Annotated in this window: 22 protein-coding genes; 14 read left to right on the forward strand and 8 right to left on the reverse strand. The window is 49.3% G+C overall.

The genetic code is table 11. The features are described 5' to 3' along the window. Nucleotides 1-18 precede the first annotated feature (18 nt). The gene (locus HHL17_RS18555; protein ID WP_169226309.1) at nt 19-915 is read left to right on the forward strand and encodes a diacylglycerol/lipid kinase family protein; all 897 of its coding nucleotides are present in this window, start codon (nt 19-21) and stop codon (nt 913-915) included. On the opposite strand, the gene HHL17_RS18560 is transcribed toward HHL17_RS18555, so the two are convergent. The 3 genes from HHL17_RS18560 to HHL17_RS18570 form a co-directional block, all read right to left on the reverse strand. After that, on the reverse strand, nt 910-1317 hold the full coding sequence (locus tag HHL17_RS18560) for a hypothetical protein (protein ID WP_169226310.1): 408 nt from the start codon (nt 1315-1317) through the stop codon (nt 910-912). The genes HHL17_RS18555 and HHL17_RS18560 overlap by 6 nt on opposite strands. A gap of 12 nt (nt 1318-1329) precedes the next feature. Further along, complete coding sequence (locus tag HHL17_RS18565; RefSeq protein ID WP_169226311.1) at nt 1330-1692, reverse strand: DUF1304 domain-containing protein; 363 nt, start codon at nt 1690-1692, stop codon at nt 1330-1332. Between the two features lie 113 nt (nt 1693-1805). Next, complete coding sequence (locus tag HHL17_RS18570; protein ID WP_169226312.1) at nt 1806-2129, reverse strand: KGG domain-containing protein; 324 nt, start codon at nt 2127-2129, stop codon at nt 1806-1808. A 213-nt stretch (nt 2130-2342) separates the two neighbouring features. Between HHL17_RS18570 and HHL17_RS33600 the strand changes: the two genes are divergently transcribed. The 3 genes from HHL17_RS33600 (at nt 2343) to HHL17_RS18585 (ending at nt 4183) form a co-directional block, all read left to right on the forward strand. Then, entirely contained in the window at nt 2343-2849 is a 507-nt protein-coding gene (locus tag HHL17_RS33600) for a DUF6496 domain-containing protein (protein ID WP_240975908.1), read from the forward strand. 116 nt (nt 2850-2965) lie between these two features. Beyond that, nucleotides 2966-3226, forward strand: a complete 261-nt coding sequence (locus HHL17_RS18580; protein WP_169226313.1) for a hypothetical protein — start codon at nt 2966-2968, stop codon at nt 3224-3226. Nucleotides 3227-3298: 72 nt separating this feature from the next. Next, entirely contained in the window at nt 3299-4183 is an 885-nt protein-coding gene (locus tag HHL17_RS18585; RefSeq protein ID WP_206156085.1) for a mechanosensitive ion channel family protein, read from the forward strand. Here the strand turns inward: HHL17_RS18585 and HHL17_RS18590 are convergent. Next, nucleotides 4180-5310, reverse strand: a complete 1131-nt coding sequence (locus HHL17_RS18590; protein ID WP_206156086.1) for a histidine decarboxylase — start codon at nt 5308-5310, stop codon at nt 4180-4182. The genes HHL17_RS18585 and HHL17_RS18590 overlap by 4 nt on opposite strands. Before the next feature lie 166 nt (nt 5311-5476). Between HHL17_RS18590 and HHL17_RS18595 the strand changes: the two genes are divergently transcribed. Further along, nucleotides 5477-5941, forward strand: coding sequence for an Lrp/AsnC family transcriptional regulator (locus tag HHL17_RS18595; RefSeq protein WP_169226314.1), 465 nt, complete (start codon nt 5477-5479; stop codon nt 5939-5941). A gap of 1 nt (nt 5942) precedes the next feature. Here HHL17_RS18595 and HHL17_RS18600 read toward each other — a convergent pair whose 3' ends face one another. Next, nucleotides 5943-7913 carry an ATP-binding protein gene (locus HHL17_RS18600; RefSeq protein ID WP_169226315.1) on the reverse strand — a complete coding sequence of 657 codons (1971 nt, stop codon included), beginning with the start codon at nt 7911-7913 and terminating at the stop codon, nt 5943-5945. A gap of 308 nt (nt 7914-8221) precedes the next feature. On the opposite strand from HHL17_RS18600, the gene HHL17_RS18605 reads away from it, so the two are divergent. From HHL17_RS18605 to HHL17_RS18645, 9 genes are all read left to right on the forward strand, one after another. After that, nucleotides 8222-8497, forward strand: coding sequence for a SelT/SelW/SelH family protein (locus HHL17_RS18605; RefSeq protein WP_169226316.1), 276 nt, complete (start codon nt 8222-8224; stop codon nt 8495-8497). A 133-nt stretch (nt 8498-8630) separates the two neighbouring features. Next, nucleotides 8631-9809: a BamA/TamA family outer membrane protein gene (locus HHL17_RS18610; RefSeq protein WP_169226317.1), complete on the forward strand. Its 1179-nt coding sequence runs from the start codon at nt 8631-8633 to the stop codon at nt 9807-9809. Nucleotides 9810-9893: 84 nt separating this feature from the next. Then, on the forward strand, nt 9894-10922 hold the full coding sequence (locus HHL17_RS18615) for an outer membrane beta-barrel protein (RefSeq protein ID WP_169226318.1): 1029 nt from the start codon (nt 9894-9896) through the stop codon (nt 10920-10922). Nucleotides 10923-11192: 270 nt separating this feature from the next. Beyond that, nucleotides 11193-12002 (forward strand): hypothetical protein, encoded by an 810-nt coding sequence (locus HHL17_RS18620; RefSeq protein ID WP_169226319.1) that lies wholly within the window; start codon nt 11193-11195, stop codon nt 12000-12002. 69 nt (nt 12003-12071) lie between these two features. Further along, nucleotides 12072-12887: a DUF6630 family protein gene (locus HHL17_RS18625; protein ID WP_169226320.1), complete on the forward strand. Its 816-nt coding sequence runs from the start codon at nt 12072-12074 to the stop codon at nt 12885-12887. 95 nt (nt 12888-12982) lie between these two features. Beyond that, entirely contained in the window at nt 12983-13336 is a 354-nt protein-coding gene (locus tag HHL17_RS18630; RefSeq protein WP_169226321.1) for a hypothetical protein, read from the forward strand. 111 nt (nt 13337-13447) lie between these two features. Continuing rightward, nucleotides 13448-14842, forward strand: a complete 1395-nt coding sequence (locus tag HHL17_RS18635) for a TolC family protein (RefSeq protein WP_169226322.1) — start codon at nt 13448-13450, stop codon at nt 14840-14842. Between the two features lie 34 nt (nt 14843-14876). Continuing rightward, a complete protein-coding gene (locus HHL17_RS18640; protein ID WP_169226323.1) occupies nt 14877-18080 on the forward strand; it encodes an efflux RND transporter permease subunit in 3204 nt (1067 codons plus the stop codon). A gap of 21 nt (nt 18081-18101) precedes the next feature. Continuing rightward, nucleotides 18102-19190, forward strand: coding sequence for an efflux RND transporter periplasmic adaptor subunit (locus HHL17_RS18645; protein WP_169226324.1), 1089 nt, complete (start codon nt 18102-18104; stop codon nt 19188-19190). Between the two features lie 431 nt (nt 19191-19621). Here HHL17_RS18645 and HHL17_RS18650 read toward each other — a convergent pair whose 3' ends face one another. The 3 genes from HHL17_RS18650 to HHL17_RS18660 all read right to left on the reverse strand — a co-directional run bounded on the left by HHL17_RS18650 (nt 19622) and on the right by HHL17_RS18660 (nt 21269). Beyond that, nucleotides 19622-20266, reverse strand: coding sequence for a MarC family protein (locus tag HHL17_RS18650; protein ID WP_206156087.1), 645 nt, complete (start codon nt 20264-20266; stop codon nt 19622-19624). A 65-nt stretch (nt 20267-20331) separates the two neighbouring features. Next, on the reverse strand, nt 20332-20946 hold the full coding sequence (locus HHL17_RS18655; RefSeq protein WP_169226325.1) for a trimeric intracellular cation channel family protein: 615 nt from the start codon (nt 20944-20946) through the stop codon (nt 20332-20334). 65 nt (nt 20947-21011) lie between these two features. Continuing rightward, on the reverse strand, nt 21012-21269 hold the full coding sequence (locus tag HHL17_RS18660; RefSeq protein ID WP_168874326.1) for a hypothetical protein: 258 nt from the start codon (nt 21267-21269) through the stop codon (nt 21012-21014). Nucleotides 21270-21406: the final 137 nt, after the last annotated feature.

Raw genomic sequence — 21406 nt, forward strand, 5'->3', positions numbered from 1 at the left:
TCATGTCATGCTACTGAAATGGAAAAGAAGTTAAGATTATTATTTGTCATTAATCCCGCTTCGGGAGCTGCCCGGAAAGTTGCTCCACAAGAAGTAGTCCAACGTTTTTTAGCACGTCAGTCGAACGTCCGGGGTGAGTTGCTGTTGCTGACAGGCAATCCCACGGGTGACCAAGCCCGTTTGCAGCAATTGTTGCACGAAGGCGGGTGGGATGGCGTGGTGGCCGCCGGCGGTGACGGCACGGTAAAGATGGTGGCCTCGTGCCTGTTGAACACAGACATTCCGCTGGGCATCCTGCCGGCGGGTTCGGCCAATGGCATGGCGCGGGACCTGTGTATCCCCGAATCCTGGGACGCGGCGCTGGAACTGATATTACAGGCGCATGTCCGCAAAATAGATGTGATACGCATCAATGGCCGTGAAATATCCATCCACCTGAGTGATATTGGGCTGAATGCTTTGCTGGTGAAGTATTTTCAGCGGTCCGGCGTGCGGGGCATGGCAGGCTATGCGCGGGTGGTGCTGAAAACGTTTTGGTACCGGCAGCGGTTTGCGGTGGAAATAGACAACGGAGCTGACCTGGTGTCGCGGGAGGCTTTTATGATTGTACTGGCCAATGCCGGCAAATATGGGACGGGAGCCTGCATTAATCCGGTCAGTGATCTGAGCGACGGTATTTTTGAGGTGGTGCTGGTAAAGAAAATTTCTCTGCTGGAAACATTCAAAATGTTGTTTATCCGCCGCCCGTTTAACCCGCATAAAACAGAGATCATCCGGGCAAGGAAGGTATATATCCATACGCCTAAAAAGGCGGAATTCCAGATTGACGGGGAGTATATGGGAAAGGTAAATGAAGTGGCAGCCGAGGTGGTGCCTCGCGCCCTTGCCGTTTTTGTACCGGCACAGGGATCATAGGGTTAGTTCATCGCGGCTGAGGGCATGAAACAGGTTTTGCAACTGATGTACATGCACCAGCGGGCGGCCGTAGGGCACAAATCCGTTGGCGGATTCCGTTACCGGTTGAAAACAGCCGTTTTCATAGCGGATATGCAGGCTATTGAGCCGGTTATATTTCAGGGAATAGATGTTTTCATCTTCTCCTTCCTCGGGCACGCCGCGGATAAAGTCGAATTTAATCAGCTGGTAGAGGTCCAGTAGCACCGGGTTGGCTTTTTCGCAGGAGATTTTGCTTTTGGGCAACCCGGAATTGTAGATATAACCATCCAGGATCCCTTCCACTGCAAAAACTGATTCCTCCATATTATAGTCAAAATAAGCCACATAGTTGCCAATCCTGATATCTGCTTCATCGATCATTTGAGTCTCAGTTTACGCCAGGTGAAGCAATATCAGGGTAACCAGTGCAGGAAGCGCCTGTACCAGGAAGATCTTTTTATCGGCTGTCAGCGCGCCGTAAATCCCGGCTACTGCTATGCAACCGAGAAAAAAGACCGCAGTATGCCGTGCCCATTCCGGGTCCGAAATGAGCAATGACCAACACAGTCCTGCAGCCAGAAAGCCGTTGTACAGGCCCTGGTTGGCAGCGAGTGGTTTGGTGGCAGGGAATAGTGCTTTGGGAAATTTCTGGAAAATCTTAGGCCCTTTGGTGGTCCAGGCAAACATTTCGAACCACATAATGTAGAGGTGTTCCAGCATGACGAATGCGATCAGGAACTTGGCCAGTACTAGCATAACTTCGATTTGATGGTTATGCTAAATATAAGAAGAATTATGACGAATTGCGGATGACGAAAGGCGAATTTTGAGCTGAGAATCCCATTCACGTTCCGCCATCCCTCAATTCATTAGAAGTTATTTTCTTCAGTGGTCGCATTATTCTTCTTTTTACCGCGGTTGGTGCCACCTTTTCTGCCTATTGCCGCCATGTGTTCGCGGTTGCGGCTTACAGCCTCGCCACCTTTTTTACCGGCCGCCCGGGCTTCTTCGGAGGTGAATTTGTGGGCAACACCTTGTTGGTGCGCAGCCCTGCCACCTTCTCTCGAAATAGCACGTTGTTGTTCAGGGTCCATGGATGCAAATCCCCGTTTGCTGTGTTTGGGTTTGTCTATTGGACTCTTCTCGTGGTTCTCGGCACTCGGTGCGAGTTGTTGATACCTGATGTGTTCCATAATCCTGGATTTTATAGTTTAGTGAACAATATTGCGTAGAACTCGATCAATATACATGCCACCGGCCGAATTGCCGTATACAGGCGTTTTACGGTTTCCCTGCAACCATTGATGGGGCAATTCGTTCCACAATGCATAGAATTTTTAACACAGTTTTAGCCTCCTTTCCCCATATTTCCGACTGATATTGACCGCTATCAGCTGGCGTGTAATTTGTTTCGTTTACACCTGTTACTTCTTTTTTCAACCCATTTAAATCTTCAAATCATGGTAAAGTATTCCAGAAAGTCTCAGGAGAAAGTGGAAAAATCCATGCATGAGATGCACAAAGGCAAACTTAAAAGTGGCCGAAGCGGTAAAAAAGTAACAACCTCCAAACAAGCTATCGCCATCGGATTATCTGAGGCGAGAAAAGAAGGTGCTAAAGTCCCCAAAAAAGCGGCTGCTAAAAAAACAACTCCCCTGAAGGCAGCTGCAAAAAAAGCAGCTCCTAAAAAAGCTGCCGCAAAAAAAATAACGGCTAAAAAAACAACCGCAAAAAGAACACCCGCTAAGCGTACTGTTGCTAAGAAAACAGCTGCCAAAAAGACAACTGCCAAAAGAGCAACCGCGGCAAAAAAGACGATTCACCGTAAAACATCTGTTAAAAAATCTACCGCCAAAAGAGGGGCCGCCGCACATAAGAAAACGACCAGACGCCGGGCCATGGCCACTGCCTGAAACAGACCGTTTTATCCTTCTGTTTATATACAAAAAAAGACCGGTAACCGAGTGTCACCGGTCTTTTTATATGGCATACCTCTTGCACTTTTCATGGTGGATCAAAACCAGATTGTATGGAAAAACACAGCATCACGGTGATGATTAAAGGAAAACCATACGGCCTGACTATTAGTATCAACAGGATCGCTTTTGAAACCATTTATGAGGTAATCCCAGATGTCCGCGAACATGTAATGGACGATTTTCAACCCCATTCCCAGACCTTCATGATAGATCATACAGACACTCCGGAAGGCAATCTGCGTATTGTGGAAAGTGAACAAATAGCCCGCATTATCTGGACGGAAATACTGAACAAAATGGGAGAACTGTAAGCCTCCTCACATGAGCCGCTTTTTTTAGCCGCGCGCCTTTTGTACTTTTGCGGGAAAGCGTGTGGCATAACTATGATGGTAACCGATAAGACCTATAAAAACACCAACCGCCGTGAGCGGATCATCTTTGTAATTAAACTGCTGATCTACTCCGGTATCGTATATTTTAATGTTGAACATCCTGCATTCTACGATAAGTTCCAGTGGTTATTTAAAATCACCAACGCCCTTTCATTTTTTCTGGGCGCCAACATCGTCATTTCCATCGCATGGCTGGTGATACTGTCATGGTATACCCGCCGCCACCGCACCAAACCACTGGAGAAAGATAACTTCATACTGGGGATTAACCGCATCACTTCTGTGATGAATACGGCCTTCTTCCTGCTGGCCATTCCCATCTTTTTCGGAAAAGACCTGATGCAGCTCATCACCAGCATCACCATCGTGGCCGCTGCGATCGCATTATTAACAAAAGATTATATCTCTAATATGATCAATGGGCTGATCGTGATGTTTTCTGATCAGCTTTCTCTCGGCGATCAGGTCAGGATAGGGGAATACAGAGGCCGCATCATGGATATCACCCTGATCAATGTGGTACTGCAGAACGATGACGACGATATTGTTATCATTCCTAACTCAGTGGTGTTTACCAGCATCATTGTAAACCAGTCCAAACAGAATATTAAAAAACTGAGCCTCGAATTTGAACTGGACCACAAACATAAATTCACGCCGGAAGAGCTGGAAATGCGCCTGCGCAGGTCGATAGAAGCCTATCAGCGTTACTACCGGGAAGATAGTTTCTCCCTCAAAACCCTGGAGATAAAAAAAGATTTTGTACAGTTCAAAGTACAACTGCTGGTGCCACATCCGGACAAGGAAAAGGAGCGCCTGATCAAACGGGCGCTCAATACGGAAATTATCGCTATCGCGGAAGGTGGTAAAGGCTAAACCATCACCGAAGCAGCAGTCATCTCTGCCAGCAATGTATCAATCTGGGACGTTTCCACATTCGGCATACAGATAATGTGCGACCAGCCGTTTTCTGAGGCCAGCTGCCACTTCCGGCGGATATTTCCGGGTGGTTCCGGAAATACCACCGTAATGGAGTCGGGGTTGCGCCAGGCTTGAATGCCGTTTTCCTGCAAACGGTCAACTGCATAGGCTGCTACGGACAGGCTGTGCCGGGCCCTTCTTTCCAGGCCGGCAAGGCCAAGGCTTTTCAGCGCGTACCATAGAAACAACGGACTGTGGCCGTTTCTTGAACCAGTGATGGTGGTGTCCATACTGCCGATATAGGCAACAGAACGGGCAATCCGGTCACGGTAGGATTTTTTGGCTACCACTACGCCGCAAGGGATGGGGGAGCCTATAAATTTATGCCCGCTGATGGCGATACTGTCAGCACCATCTGCAAAGTCAAAGGCGGGCCTTGGGTCTAAAAATGCGCAATAACTGCCGGACAACGCTCCGTCAGCATGAATGTAATGATGCCGGATGGCCAGCCGCTTCAGAATGTCTTTAATACGCCCTATATCATCCCTGGCTTCGGTCATGGTAGTGCCAATATTGGCCAGCATGATCACGGGCATATGCCGGTTCATGCCCATGGTCTGCTCCAGGTCATCATAGTCGATCTCCCCGTTGGGCAGCGTACGGATCATAATACTGGGCATGTTCAGCAGATGCAGGTTCTTTTGCACGCTGTAGTGGGTGGCTTCGGAATAGTACACCATCGCCTTGGGATACAGCTCCCGTGCGAGGTACAGCCCATAGAGATTACCTTCTGAACCACCGTTGGTCACATAGCCCCACCAGTCGTTGGCCGGTGCACGGAACAGCCGGGCAAAAAACTCCACAACATATCTTTCCATCTCCCGGGAACCTACGGTATAGGTGGAATCCACAAAAGGATCTCCCAGGTTATTGAGCGGATATTGTAAAAAAGGAAAAAGAGGGGTGTAGTCAAAATCTTTGGATACCGGATAGCCCAGGAAATGTTGAGTATGGCCCTGTACTTCAGTCAGCAAACGGTCCAGCATAGCCGCATCGGCGGCAGGTAACGGGTGATCTTTCATAATCGGCAATTACAGGTGTATGATGCTGCGAAGCTAGGTAAATGCCATTGAAATGAACCAGTATTGTGTAATAATCAGAAAATATATACTAGTTTTATGTTTATTGTAGTTTAAATTGACTAAAAGTGACTGCCTGCGGCCGCTTTTTCAGATAAAACCTTCTGCTATGGACGTACTCGATAAAACAGACCGCCGCATCCTGGAAGTGCTCCAGGAAAATGCCCGCCTCAACACCAAGGAAATAGCACACCGTATAGGCCTGAGCGTTACCCCGACCTACGAACGGCTGAAAAAAATTGAGAAAATGGGCGTTATCCGGAATTATGTGACCCTGCTGCACCCGGAGAAAATAGGCAAAACACTGGTAGCCTTCTGTAATGTGTCGCTGCAACTGCATTCACAGCCGCTACTGAAAAAATTTGAACTGGCCATCAGCCAGATGGAGGAAGTAATGGAATGTTACCACGTAGCAGGTACATTCGACTACCTGCTGAAGGTAGTGGTAGACGATATGCGGCGTTATCAGCATTTCCTGACCAACAAACTGGCGGCTATTGAAAATATTGCACAGGTGCATAGCTCCTTCGTCATGACGGAGATCAAACACACAACGGCATTCGGGCTGGTGTAAACTACCTTCGCAATACGCTCATGCCGCTGACCGGGTTGTCCTGCAGCACAACCGTATAGCCGCGGGTGTTAATATCCTGTTCGTCGGAGAGCGGAACGGTGAAACTGAAACAGCTGCCCTCTCCGGGTTTGCTTTCAAACCAGATGTGGCCATGGTTGCGCTCCACGAAGTCTTTGGACAGATGTAGTCCAAGGCCGCAGCCTTTCTCATTCCGTGTGCCGGTGGTAGAGTAGTATATATTGGAGAAAATACGATGCTGATCATCGGTAGGGATACCGGTACCATTGTCTTTTACGGACACCTGCGCTTCACCCTTTTCCAGCTGCGCTTTGAGCACAATTTCACCACCACCGGGCGTAAATTTGATGGCGTTATTGATCAGATTACGCAGCACCAGCCTAATCATATCGGGGTCGGCATATACGAGGATGGCGCTTTTCAGCTCATGGGTAAGCTTTACATCTTTTTGCCGGGCCATGGTTTGCAACAGCTCAAATTCCTGGTTGAGCAGCAGCGTCAGGTCAAAGTCATCGGCTTTTACGCTGATGCCTTTCATCTGGTTGCTGGCCCACTGCAGCATATTGTCCATCATGTACGCGGTGTTTTTTACATCGCGCCACAGTTCATCGGTATAGAAGCGGAATTGCTGGGCATCAATCTTTTCATCTTTCAGGAGAAACAAGAGTCCTTCGAGAATGGCCAGCGGCGACCGCAGGTCGTGGGATATGACGGAGAATATTTTATCTTTTACCTGGTTGAGATTTTCGAGTGTAGCGTTCTGTTCAAGGATGATGTGGTTTTGCAGGGATACTTCCTGGTTCTTGCTGTTCAGCTGCTGGTAGAGTTCCTGCTGGTGTTTGTACAGCCGGTACACCATAGCGGTGATCAGCAGCAGGGCAAGGAACAGGGCGGCGCCGGACAGTACCAGCACCCGCTGCTGCTGGATAGTGGCCAGATGCAGCTGTTGTTCCTTTTTGAGCATCACATTTTCCCGTTGTTTTTTCTCCGCTTCATATTTCATGGTAGAGCGGGTGATCTGCCGGATCTTCTCTATATTAAAGTAATCGATGTTGCGCTCGCTGAAAGCCTGGTAGTGTTTCAGGGCGGAAGCGTAATCATGCCGTGCGGAGTCCAGTTTGGAGCGGATCTTATAATAGATCATCTCATTTTTCACGTTGCCCAGCTTCTCGTTGATGGCCAGGGCCGTATCCAGATTTTTTTCTGCGCTGTTCAGGTCGCCCAACAGGGTTTGCACCTCCGCCAGGTTCAGGCTGGCCTTGGTGATGCCGGGCAGGTTATCGGTGTTCTTGTAATACTGCGCCGATAGCTCATGATAGCGCAACGCAGTTTCATACCGGTGCTCCAACATGGCCACAATGCCCATGTTCTCATAGGTATAGGCCAGTCCGCGCTCATCCCGCAGTGACAGTTTGAGCTTTTCGGATTTGGTTAAATATAGTAAGGCGGAATCGGTTTCTTTCAGGGCGATGTAGGCAGAGCCAATATTGTTAAGGGTTTTACTGATCTCGGGGATTTCTTTTAGTTGCTCTTTTATCTGGAGGGACTTAAGCAGATAGATCAATGCGTCCCGCGGGCTGTTTTGTTCCGTGAAGATATTGCCCACATCATTGTTCAGGATGCCGAGGGTGCGCGGTTCAGCCTGCGCCTCTGCGAGTTTCAGGGCGGTGAAGGTGAGCTGCAATTGTTTGTCCAGGTTGCCCTTGGTATTTTCTACGAGGGCAAGGTTACGGGTAGCCCATATTTTACCTTTGACATAGTCCAGTTCATTACTGATATCGAGGGCTTCTTCCCCCAAACGGGCAGCAATGCCTGCGTCTTTGGTAAAGTATAGGCGTGATAGTTGGTTCAGCAGGTCCACTCTGACAGTGTCCCGTTGAAGGTGCGCATTAAGGTTGTGCTGCAGGCTGTCTATTCCGCTTTGTTGCGCTCTGGTGGCAGGGGACAGAAGCAATAAACATAGGGGAATAAAAATACATTTTTTCAAAGGTATGGCCGGCAGCATAAAGTATTATTGTTGGCTGTGACATAGTAGAGCGATTCGGGGACGTACGCTTTAATTATGGCATAAAAATAAAGATAAAGGCGGACGATTCAAAAGAACAGGCAATAAATTGTGGCGCCGGACGTGTGATTTTTGTGTTATGTTCGCTGAAATCCGAATACAGTCGTATCTTTCCGGCAAACGGGGCGACTACCGGTAACGGATAAACTTGTCGAGCATGCCGCGTTCCCTAAAATCCTAAACATCAGTCATTTATTATGAAACCGGTCATTACCATCGAATATTGCCCCAAGTGCGGCTGGCTGCTCCGGGCTGCCTATATGGCGCAGGAACTGCTGACTACCTTCCATGCTGAACTGGGAGGAGTAACACTGCGTCCCAGTGAAACTGCCGGCACTTATACGATCTTCCTGAACGAGCAACCGGTCTTTGACCGGAAAGAAGCCGGACATTTCCCGGAAATAAAATTCCTGAAACAACTTGTCCGCGATCTGATAGCACCTGACAAACAACTGGGCCACTCGGACCGTTAAAAATTACGAATTGCGAATGACGAATGATGGAATCCCTGTTGGAGCGAGTACTAAGTAATCTTGCTATAAACAACCCTCCATTCGTCATTCATCATTCGTTATTCGTAATTGTTTATAGTGTACATTTGCGGCCATGTATAAAGCACTTACTATCACGGCGTTGTTCGTTTCATTGGCCATAGGTACCCAGGCGCAACAGGATACAGTTTCTAAAGGTAATACGCCCACTCCGGCGGATAGTCTTGCATTCCGGAAGCGTAGTTTCTTCCCGTTGCCGGTCCTGGGCTATTCCCAGGAAAAAGGACTGGAAATTGGCGCAGCCATGTTGTATTCTTTTTATACAGACAATAAAAACCCGGACATCACCACCCGTAACTCCACCCTTAACCTGATTCCGGCGGTTACCACTGAGAGCCAGTTCAAAATAGATCTGAAGGCCAATATCTGGACCCGCGGCAATACCTGGCACTACAAAGGCAATCTGCGGTACCATAATTTTCCGCTGTATTTCTTCGGTATTGGTAACGAAACCCGCCATGATGACCGTTCCCTGTTAAATAATACCCGCTATAAAGCGCAGCTGGAAGCAGAACGCCGCATTACCGGCCACTTTTATGCCGGCGCTTCACTGTTATATCAAAACGATTCCTACAGCAGCAAAGATGATAAAGGCATCTACAATACGATGTCATTGGTGGGCAAGGAAGGAGGTCATGTGACTTTCATCGGCCTGACTGGTATTTTTGATAACCGCGATAACCAGAACTATACCCGCAAAGGTTGGTGGCTGCGGTTGAATGCTGCCTATGCACCGGCGTTCGTCAGCTCGGAACCACTGTTCAAGCTGGAAGCGCAGGGTTCTCATTTTATTTCACTGTCTCCCAAAAGCACATTGGGACTGAATGGCGTGTTCAACAGTCTGCAGGGCGACAAACTGCCCTTTTACCTGTTGTCCGAAATGGGGAATGATAATATGATGCGCGGCTATTACACCGGCCGTTACCGTGATCAGAATTATCTGGCAGGGCAGGCGGAATACCGGTACCTGATTGATCCCCAAATGCATATCAAAATATGGTTTGTGGACATCTGGCCGAAGTTCGCTTTGGCTGCTTTTGCCGGCGCGGGTTCTGTGTTCAATAACCACAATTTTGCACTCAATGGCTTTAAGCCCAGCTTTGGCGGTGGCATCCGCTACTTCTACGATGAAAACGCAAAACTGACTATTCGTATAGACTATGCCGTTGGGGAGAAGAGAGACGGCGAGTCCAGGCAGAAAGGATTATATCTGTCACTGGCCGAAGCTTTCTAAACAGTTTGGTGGGATGCTTGTTATATGATAACAATTCGTTAATTTCCGATAGGTTGAAAAACCATCTCACCAAAACCACTGTTTATGAAAAAAGTGCACCTGTTTTCAGCCACTATGCTGGCATTAACCCTCGCAGGAAGCGTCCAGGCCCAGGAGCTTACCGGCAGACATCCACAACAATCAAAATTTTATCTCAAAGTAACCGGTGGTTACTTCTTTAGTGTTTTCCCGGGACAGTTCCCGAATGTTGGTCCGTTTCCACCGCAGGACCTGCATACTGAATATAATCCCACACGTCCCAATCCACTGGACACCATTAGCCGTAAAGTGCTCACAGGCTCCTACGGCGAAGGCGCGAGAGGAGGGATCGCTTTAGGATACAATATCAACAGGTATATGGCGGTGGAAGCTTCATTTAACTACTACCACAGCCGGAAAAACCTGATGACAAAAAACCTCACCACGTTGGCCGGCAGCGGTAAACAACTGACCAGTGTGGAATCGCACGGGTATGTAAATGCTATTGACTTTGCGCCTTCGCTGGTGCTGAACGCGGGATTTGAGAAAGTAAATCCATATGTCCGTGTAGGATTCGTGATACCATTATGGGGCCGCCTCCATATTGATACCGATGTGGACCAGCTCACCAGCCCGGCCGGTATTCCGCCCGGTACCATGGTGCAGACCATTATCCACCGCAAAGAGGAAGTGAAACCTAACATCACCCTGGGCTTTCAGGGCGCTATCGGTGTAAACTTCTACGTGAGTCGCCGTATAGACATCTTCGTGGAAGGGGAATACCGCAATGTGCCGGTGAGAAGTAAGGAAAAAGAAGTGACTGCCTTTGACCAAACCAATAACATCGTGAATGCCTCTACCGGTGCGGTGGTGGCGCCGGTTCCCGGTCAACCGACACGCGGCCTCGGTGATCTCAGTGTGGCGGAGAGACACACCAAATACGTTACTACGCTGGATAAAAACTCCAATATGCCCATCAACCAGATCGGTAGTAAGGTATATTACCGAAACGATAATGAACCTTCCAATGACCTGAAATCATATATCAATATTGGTGGTTTAGGCGCCAACGCAGGCATCAAAATCAAACTGTAACTGTGATGATCATGATTATTGCTGATTTACCTGATGAGCGAAGATCAATATAGACTTCAATCTACAGATTATACAACGAAAAAGCTGGCTATTTAAGCCAGCTTTTTCGTTGTAAGGAACTGAATAACATCGTAGCCCAGGGCTGAAGCCCTGGGAACCTGGGATTCCACGATTCCGTAATGCATCACGTATTTATGCATACGTTGCACTTGTAATAGTTCCTTTAGTTAAATGAACTACCTTTAATGACCAACTTTTCATTTTGTACTGATGCTGATAACAACTATCCCTATAGAAGAATTTAAATGGGTGACCGGTAAATTTGGTGATCCCCTTGGTGGCGAATTCCTCGAAAGCTATCACTTGCGTATACATCACATATATCTTGATCGCATTGTGTTCCACACCGGATTCAATTTAGACGAGATTTTTGAGCTCACCCTGAATGGAGATCAATTGGCGGTCTACAAAAAGTGGGTCGGGGATTCACAGGCAGGCAATAATCAGGAGAGATCTACAAACATCCTGTTGCCGGAAGATATCGTGGAGTTATCGGTACGCTGGGAGGTGCTGGTGCGTGAGCTGAAACAGCAGGAGCGGTTTGAAAACAGGGATAATGTGAGAGACGAGGTGGCAGCGCTCTACGAGCTTATCCTGGAAGAAAAGGATGCCCGGAAGCGGATCAGTAAACTGAAGGCAGTGGTACCTCCGGAGATTGGACCTATATGGAAATTGGTTGAAGATGCGCTGACACGGGCGGGTAATCTCGGTTACACCATGTGGCCTACATTTGAACATCCCGGTGTGAACACTATCTTTGAGAAACTAGCCCCGCTGGCAAATTCCCGTATCCGGTTAAGGCCGCTGACCAGTGAAGAGTTTGAGAAATGTATGGAGCAGGATAATTTTCTCCGGGAACAAATGATTACGCTGAACCGGCAACTGGAGCATACCGGACTAAAAATAGTGGCAATGGGCCCCAATGTTGATCCCTATCAGGCCTTCGCCTGTTTCCCTTCCTGGATGTTGCCGCAGCTCCACAGGCAGCTGGAAGCGTTGTGCCTGATCTGCCTTTACTGATAGGGAAGGTAGGCATGCCTCTCGGTGTCCTCAGCTAATTTCACTACATTTGGTGATCAATTTTATTGTATGATGATGCCAACAGGTATATCACTCGCGGACTTTAACTGGCTGACCAATACATTCGGACAGCCCGGTGGTAATTCTCATATCGACACGGAAGAAGATGTTATTCACGAAATATTTCCCGACAAAGTAGTGATTGGTACGCGCTTTCTGAATTGCGCTACTTATGAACTGTCGTTTGAAGGAGAAGAGCTGATCGTGAAAAAAAGCCGGCTGGACAATTACAAGCTGGAAGAGGCGGCCGTTATGATAACCGATGAGCTGCTGGCGGAAGATGTGGAAGAGCTTACCTTGCGCTGGAATGCTATGGTAAGGGAATTGAAGATGTTTGATAAACTGAAGGCACAGGGTAATGCGCGGGAATTGTTATCCCAGCTCTACCTCGATATTTTTGAAGAAGACGAAGCAGAAGAACAGATCAATAACCTGCCGGACAATGTCCCTGCCAACGTGATCGCGATATGGGAGGAGCTGCAGGTGTCGTTGCAACAAACGGGCAACCTGACGGATTTTGAATGGAGAACTTTGTCCGACGAAGGCGTGTTTGCCCTCAATGAACTGTCCCCGCTGGTGAGAACAGGCGCCATCCTGGAGGCGCCCACGCCGGAAGAATATGAAGATATACAAGCCGCGGAAGATTTCGCCAAGGCGCTGCTGGACCATTTTAATGAACAACTGGAAGCTTTTGATCTGAAGATTGTCGCCATAGGACCAGCACTGGATGAATACCAGTCATTTGCCTGTTTCCCCATGCAGGACTTCCGTCTTGCCAACGCCATGCTGAAGATGGAAGAACTTTGTCTGGTCTGCTTTTTCTGATTTTCCCGGGTATTAAAATATGATTAAAATGTGATGAGTGGTCTGCTAAAAGCCAGTCTCATTCAATATCTTAGTGGACATTAAGTTGGTTGGATGTGAAAATACTAAGGCTGTTATTCCTTGTACTCATTACTGTCTGTGTGCTCCCGCAAGTGGAGCAGGGCGATAGTTATGCGCGTTCCCAAAATAACCAGCATACTTTCAGCTTCACGCAGTATCTGCTGAAACATACTCCCCGGTACAAGACGACTATCAAAAAGTTGAAGCGCCGGCCGGTAGGCATCAACGACAGTCACAGCCAGGTATGTTCCATATACTGTACCTCCCTTCCCCCGTATTTTATTTATGTAGATGATACCCGAACAGGATATCACTGCAATCCTTATCTCAACGTTCCCGTTCCGCTCCGAAGCTGGCGAGGCCCGCCCATAACCTCTTATTCTATTTAGGAATTTTTTGATTTACGGCTTGTTGATTTAAAGGGAGTCTTGTCTCCGTCAAATCACAAAATCCGTACATCAAAAAATCGTACATCATTTTACTAATCTTTTCAGCGAACTATGCGTATACATATGACCGCGAAAAAGAGGTATGGGCTATTGCTATGTCTGCTGCCGTTCACCTCTTTATTCGCCGGACCGGTCGCAGACAGCCTTTCGCTTAAACAGGCTGTAGACCTGGCCCTGACCCATTATCCTGCCGTGAAGGCGAAACAGGCGCTTGTGAAAGCAGGAGAGGCCAACGTTACTGATGTGAAACACAACTGGTACCCAGCCCTCAGGTTACATGAGCAGGTGGATGCAGGTACTGACAACAGTATCTATGGGTCCTATTTTACCATGGGTATGATCCCTTCCACCTCTGGTGGTATCCGGGCAGACAATAATGCTGCCCTCATGAGCGGTAATATCGCGATGGCATCCATGCAGTGGGAGATCTATAACTTTGGCGCCTACGGCACGCAAAAAGCGGCCGCCCGCCAGGATTTGCATGTGAATGAAGCTGACCTGAGCAATACAACCAACCAGCTCACCGTGACGGTGGTCAGAGATTATCTGGAACTATTACGGCTAAACGAACTTCAACAAATACAGACAGACAATATCCGGCGTAATGCGGAGATGGCCCGTGCCGTGACGGCCATCGTGCTACATGGCCTGAAACCCGGTGTGGACAGCGCCATCGCTGCGGCGGAATTATCTAAAGCTCGTTTGAGCCTGCTGGAGGTGTCCAACCGGTACAATCAGGTACGTATCGAACTGGCTTCCCTTACAGGCTTGGACACCACCCAGGTGCTGCCGCTATTTGGAAGCGGCGCCACTTTACCGCAACTGCTGCAACCGGATTCGCTTCGGCCGGCAGACAGCCATCCGTTGCTGGAATACTACCACGCGCTGTACCAGCGCCAGCAGGCACAGGAACAGGTGGTACGCAGACAGCTGCTGCCGAAAGTGAACCTGATGGCCGCCGGATGGATGCGCGGCTCCAGCGGTAGCTTCAATGACGTGTATGATAAAAATCTCTTCAGCGGACTGGGATACAGCCGGTACAACTACCTGCTCGGGCTGGGCATCACCTGGAATGTGGCCGATCTGAAACATACGCGTGATAAGATGGCGGTACAAAAGCAGAAATCCGCCGCCGCAGCGCAGGAACTGGAAACCTCGCGGACCAACCTGCAAAGCCTGTATCAGCAGGCACAGGCCGACATACTAACGGCACAGGCCAAACTGAAAGAACTGCCCCTGCAACTGCAGGCGGCACAGGCTGCCGCCAAACAGAAAATGGCACTGTATAAACATGGTCTTACCAGTATCATCGAAGTCACCAATGCCTTGTTTGTGCTGAACCGGGCGGAAACGGACCTGGTACAGGCCCACGACGAAGCCTGGAAAGCACTGTTCCGTGCGGCTTATGCCGACAATAATCTCGGGCAGCTGATCAACAGCCTCTGAGAATGATACCGGTTTTCATTTTAAAGTAACGCTTATGTCTTTAGTCTCTTCAGCCCTGAAAAAACCGGTCACGGTGGTGGTGCTCACCGCCGGTCTGCTGCTGTTTTCTATTCTGGCTATATTCAGTATACCCATCGATATATTTCCCAAACTGAACCTGCCCACTATCTACGTGATAGAACCCTATGGGGGCATGTCACCGAAACAGATGGAAGGCTTTTTTGCCACTCGTTTGCAGGACCAGTTCCTGTATGTGAACGGCGTGAAAAATATCACCACCAAAAACATACAGGGGTTAACGTTATTGAAACTTACCTTCTACGAGAGCACAGATATGGCGGAAGCCTCAGCCCAGGTGGCCTTACAGGTGAACAGGGCCATGAAGTTTTTCCCGCCGGGGGCCCTGCCGCCACAGGTGTTGCGCTTCGACGCGTCGTCGCTGCCGGTAGGGGAGCTGGTTTTCAGCAGTCCCAATAAATCGCTGAAGGAGATCTACGATCTCGCGGCAACCCGTATCCGGCCTATGTTTGCTTCGGTGCCGGGATTGTCCGCGCCGCCGCCCTTTGGCGCCAACTCCCGCTCGGTAGTGGTGAACGTAGACCCACAGCGCCTCCGCAGCTTCAACCTGTCGGCCGATCAGGTGGTGGAAGCGATCGCCAAGAATAACGTGATGACGCCTTCGGGCAATATCCGCATCAATAACACTATGTTCGTGACCACGATCAACTCCCTCGAAAAAGAAGTGACAGACTTCGGGGAAATTCCAATTGTTACCAACGGCAACGCCACCGTGTTCGTCAAAGATGTGGCCCGCGTGGCCGATGCGGCCGACGTAACGGTGGACTACGCGCTGGTGAATGGCAAACGCTCGGTGTACATCCCGGTGGTGAAAACAGCAGATGCTTCTACCTGGGACGTGGTGAAAAAACTGAAAGCCAAACTGCCGGAGATGCAAAGCCTCCTGCCAGACGATGTAAAAGTCTCCTATGAATTTGACCAGTCTGTATTTGTGATCAACGCGGTGAAAAGCCTGATCACAGAAGGTTTGCTGGGTGCATTGCTCACAGGCCTCATGGTACTGCTGTTCCTGCGTGACCTGCGCAGCTGCCTGGTGGTAGTAGTCACCATTCCAATTGCTGTGCTCTGTGCGGTGCTGGGATTGCAGTTGGCTGGACAAACCATCAATCTCATGACGCTCAGCGGACTGGCACTGGCTATCGGTATCCTGGTAGACCAGGCCACGGTGACCATCGAGAACATACACCAGCACCTCGAAATGGGCAAACCCGTCAGGCGCGCTATTTACGATGCCTGCGAGGAGATAGCTTTCCCGCTGTTGTTGATCCTGTTATGTATCCTCGCCGTTTTTGCGCCGTCTTTTATCATGACCGGCGTGCCTCGCGCGATGTTCCTGCCATTATCACTGTCCATCGGTTTTGCGATGATTGCTTCGTTCTTCGCGGCGCAATCGTTGGTGCCTGTAGTCTCCAACTGGTGGCTGAAAGCGGAGAAGTTCAGTCATGGCCACAGCCATGCCGGGCTGGCGCTGGACAATGCGGAGATCAAAGAAGTAAACGAACATCTGCAGCACCAGGAAACGATGCCGGAGGTGAAGAAAGATGGCTTTGAACGTTTCAAGGGGCGTTTTGTCCGCATACTGGAAAACAGCATGAAACGTTCCGGGTTGATTGTCGGGATATATGTCGTTGGTTCGCTGTTGCTGGCTGGTGGCTGCTACTGGTGGATAGGGAAGGACCTTATGCCACATGTGAACGCCGGGCAGTTTCAGTTGCGGCTGCGTATGCCGGATGGTACGCGGCTGGAGCGGACAGAAGGCAGTCTGCATGAAGTGCTTCATATCATTGACAGCACTGTCAACGGACATGTGTCAATCAGTTCTGCCTATGTAGGCCTGATCCCCAGCAGTTATGGTACCAGTAACCTGTACATCTTCAATAGTGGCACGCACGAAGCGGTGTTACAGGTGAACCTGGATGAAGATTACAAAGCAGATATAGAGAAGCTGAAAGATCAGCTGCGGGCGAATATTACCGCTAAGATACCGGAGATCCGCCTGTCATTTGAACCGATAGACCTCACTGAGAAGATCATGGCGCAGGGGGCATCCACGCCCATAGAGCTGCGGGTGGCCGGGAAAGACATGAAACAGATTGCCGGTTATGCGGAAGGGCTGGTGTCGCAACTGAGGCAGATACCTTTCCTGCGGGATGTGCAGATAGCGCAGCCGCTGCATTTTCCGGTAATCAGTATTGAGATTGACCGTCTCAAACTGGCGCAGATGGGACTGAATATTTATCAGGTGGCCCGGTCAGTGACAGCATCCACTTCTTCCAGCCGCTTTACGGAAAAAAATCAATGGCTGGATGAGAAAGTGGCCTACACGTACCAGGTGCAGGTACAGGTACCGGAATACAGCATGACAGCTATCAATGACTTAAAAGAGATACCGCTGGTGCCAGGGCAGCCAAGGCCTGTGCTGGCGGACGTAGCGAGCTTCCGGACGACGGAAATGCCCGGCGAATATGACCGTGCCGGTCCACGTAGATTCGTGACCGTTAGTGCCAATATCACCGGTAAAGATCTGGGCGCTGCTACCGCGGCGGTACAAAAAGTGGTGAGCGACGCCGGCACGCCGCCCAAGGGACTCGTGGTGGAACTGAAAGGTGCATCAAGCCTGTTGGTGGACACGCTGGAAAGCCTGGAACGCGGGTTGGCCATGGCCGTAGCGGTGATTTTCCTGCTGCTGGCAGCCAACTATCAGTCCTTCAGGCTGTCGGCGGTGGTACTGGTAACGGTGCCTGCGGTAATTGCCGGTGCTTTACTGGCTTTGCTGATGACAGGCGCTACGCTTAATCTACAATCCTATATGGGCATGATCATGTCTACCGGCGTATCAGTGGCCAATGCCATTCTGATTGTCACCAATGCGGAGAAACTGCGGTTGTCCTATAACGATGCGGGTACAGCCGCGGTGGTGAGTGCGGGCATCCGTTTACGGCCCATCCTGATGACAAGCCTCGCTATGATAGCCGGTATGATACCGATGGCCACGGGCCTCGGGGAAGCCGGTGATCAGACAGCGCCGCTGGGCCGTGCTGTGATAGGGGGACTGATCGCCTCCACACTGGCTGCTTTGCTGATACTGCCGCTGGTATACGCACGGATGCAGAAAACAGCCACCCTTGAATCTCCTTCTTTAATGCCTGCAGATCTTTAATTCAACATAAAAAAAATATATATGAAAAATATGACTGCTAATTGGATGATGTTGGGCCTGGTGGTTGCACTGGCGGCCTGTCATTCGGCTGCTGCCCCTGAATACAAACCGGTGGCGCATGAAAGGCAGTACCAGTTTGCCAAAGTAGTACAACAGCCGCTGTCGGGCAGCATCCGCCTGCCGGGCACACTGGAAGCATTTCAGAAAGTAAGTATCTATCCCCGCGTGAATGGTTTCGTAAGCCGTATTATGGTGGACCGCGGCTCCCGTGTGAAAAAAGGACAGGTGTTACTGGTGCTGGAAGCGCCGGAGATCACGCAACAGTTTTATGCGGCGAAGTCCAAGTATATACAAGCAGCTGCTATGTATGCGGCCAGTAAAGACAACTACGAGCGCACCATTGCCACTGCTGACGAAACACCCGGTACTATTTCCGCCCACGACCTGGAGTTGTCCAAAGCCCGGATGTTGGGCGACAGTGCCCTGATGAACAGTGAGCAGGCTAATTTCCGCGCCCGGGGCGCGATGCGGGACTATCTCACGGTAACGGCCCCCTTTGATGGTGTGATCACGGAGAGAAATATACATCCCGGCGCACTGGTAGGACCCGATACCAAAGTGGGAGATAAACCTATGCTGATGCTGGAACAGGAAGATAAACTGAGGCTTGTGTTACAGGTGCCGGAAATCTATAGCGGCCAGCTGATGGGACAATCAATGGTTAACTTCAGCGTGAATGCTATGCCGGGGAAAGTATTTAAAGGCGCCGTTTCCCGTGAAGCCGGCACTTTAAATGACCGTTACCGCTCCGAGGCGGTGGAGGTGGACGTGGCGAATACTTCCCGTGAACTGAAGCCAGGCATGTATGCAGAAATTACGATGCCGGTCAACGGTTCTGCTGCAGCCCTTGTGGTACCGGCATCGGCGGTGGTGATGTCTACTGAAAAAAAATATGTGATCGTGGTAAAAGACCACCGCACGCAGTGGGTAGATGTGCAGGAAGGTAATCATCATAATGATTCTACAGAAGTATTCGGCAACCTGAAAGCAGGAGATGAGGTGATGGTGAATGCTACCGATGAAATCAAGGATGGTATTACCATTCACTGATCAGGACTTTCTAAAAAAAACATGCCGTCCCGATGATTCGGGACGGCTTTTTGCTAACTGTTCCGTCTATATTGATTTCTTTTGTTCCTATTGAAAAAAGGGAACGGTAACATCCACCTAGTAATCAATAACGGATATTTACCTGTTGTTCAACTAAAAACTTTATGGTATACGGATATCCTGACATGCCTTTCGACATGAATCGTTGTAAAACTGAGATAATGGAGGAGTGGTTAAATCAGACTGCTCTGCAATAAATAATATTTTGTCATGTCGGGTCAACAATTCCCTGGATGATCTTTGTGGATAAACTCAAAGTGGTCAACGCCAATAGCTGTTTGTCAAATCACAGAATAACTATAAGACTGTCTCGCTTGCGTCATTGTTTAAATAACACGAAACGTTTTGAAATTGTTGACAAGAAATAAAAATTACAGGTTGAACAGTTCCTTAATGCCGAGGGCCAGCATTTGAACGCCTATCACAGCGAGGATCAGCCCCATCATTTTGGTCACTACCATCATGACATTGGTGCCGATAACGCGGACAATGCGCTCGCCGGCGATGAAGAGGAGATAAGTGATGTAACATATAATGGCGTATACGCCCATAACGATGGCAAGATGGGTCAGGTCTTTGGCCGCGGAATAGCTCATAGAGGTGGTGATAGCGCCGGGACCGGCCAGTAATGGCATGGCGAGAGGAGTGATGGCCACGCTGATGCCCTGGTCCGCTTTAACAGGTTGGTCGCCCAGTTTCTGCGCCTGCGCGGCTTCTTCCTTGCTTCTGACCATCTCATATCCGATCACAAATACCAGGATACCGCCGGTAACCCGCAGTGCAGCCAGCGTAATCCCGAACACATGGAAGATCAGTTTGCCTGCCACGCTGAAAACAAGGATGATACAAAAAGCCACCAGCACCGATTTGGTAGCGATGTTGCGTTTGGCTTTTTTATCCATGTAGGAAGTCAGCTCCATGAAAACCGGTATAGCGGAAATCGGATTGACGATGGCCAGCAATCCCATAAACACGGTGGTGGCAAATGCAAAGTAGTTATCGAACAGAGACATCATACCTCAATATAGGAAATTTATTAATTCGTAATTTCCCAAAGTTCAATTTCCCGGAAGAATATTTTTTATTGCCGGATACGGGGCAACTGCCAGTTGTAACGCAGACTTAACAAGCGTATGCCCACTATAACGGTAACGGATATACTCTGAATAACGCCTCCGGGTATATGCGTGAAAATACCGGCCAGCACAAAGAGGGAGCCGCCGGCGAGGGAAGCCACCGCATAAATTTCGCGGGTAAAGAGGACGGGTTGTTCGCCGGTGATCACATCGCGGAGCAGCCCGCCGAAAGCACCGGTGATAACCCCAAGGGCTACACATACCGGAATAGGCAGTCCCGCAGCGATACCTTTATTGATACCGGTGATGGTAAACATGCCGAGGCCGATGGCATCGAAGATGTTCAGCCAGCGTTGCAGTATTTTTACGTAGGAGAAAAAGACGGCCGCAATAACAGCCGCAAGAATGATGGCGGTGTTGCTGAGTTCATCGGTCATCCAGGCTACCGGGGTAGCGCCGATCAGGAGGTCACGGATAGTACCGCCGCCAATAGCGGTGATAAAGGCCAGGGCCAGCAGCCCTATAACGTCGTAGGATTTATTGATGGCTGCCGTTGCTCCGGAAACGGCGAAAGCAAAAGTGCCGGATAACTCCAGCCCCTGTATGTAGGTGAGTGACATTCCCCTGTCTGATTTTCGCGCTAAGATAATCAGTATGCAGGAATATCCGCACTACCGGCGGGATATCAATAATCGTAGTCGTATTCGCCGCGCAGGGTACGTTCTATCTGGTTACGCAGGTCGTTGCTGAAGCCTTCTACTTCAATTTTGGGTTGATGATCGAGATTGATACGGAAACGGCCTTTTTCAAGCGCCAGGAGGTCATATATATCTTCCAGCAGGGCATAGAGCAGCTTTTTGGTGTTCTCCGCTATCTGGGCCAGAAAAGTGTCTTCAAATTGAAAAAATTCGCGGTCTTTATAAGATAAGGTAACTTGTATCATAGTCAAATGGTTTTTCCAGGATTTGAGATTGTTTTTACAGTGGTTGATCAGTTAACTAACAAACTGATAATCATTATTTAATTATTAATATTTGCATAAAAATAGAAAAAAAGAAATAAACTTTTTCCTATGTGAAA

The sequence above is a fragment of the Chitinophaga fulva genome (assembly GCF_012927205.1).
GTDB lineage: Bacteria > Bacteroidota > Bacteroidia > Chitinophagales > Chitinophagaceae > Chitinophaga > Chitinophaga fulva.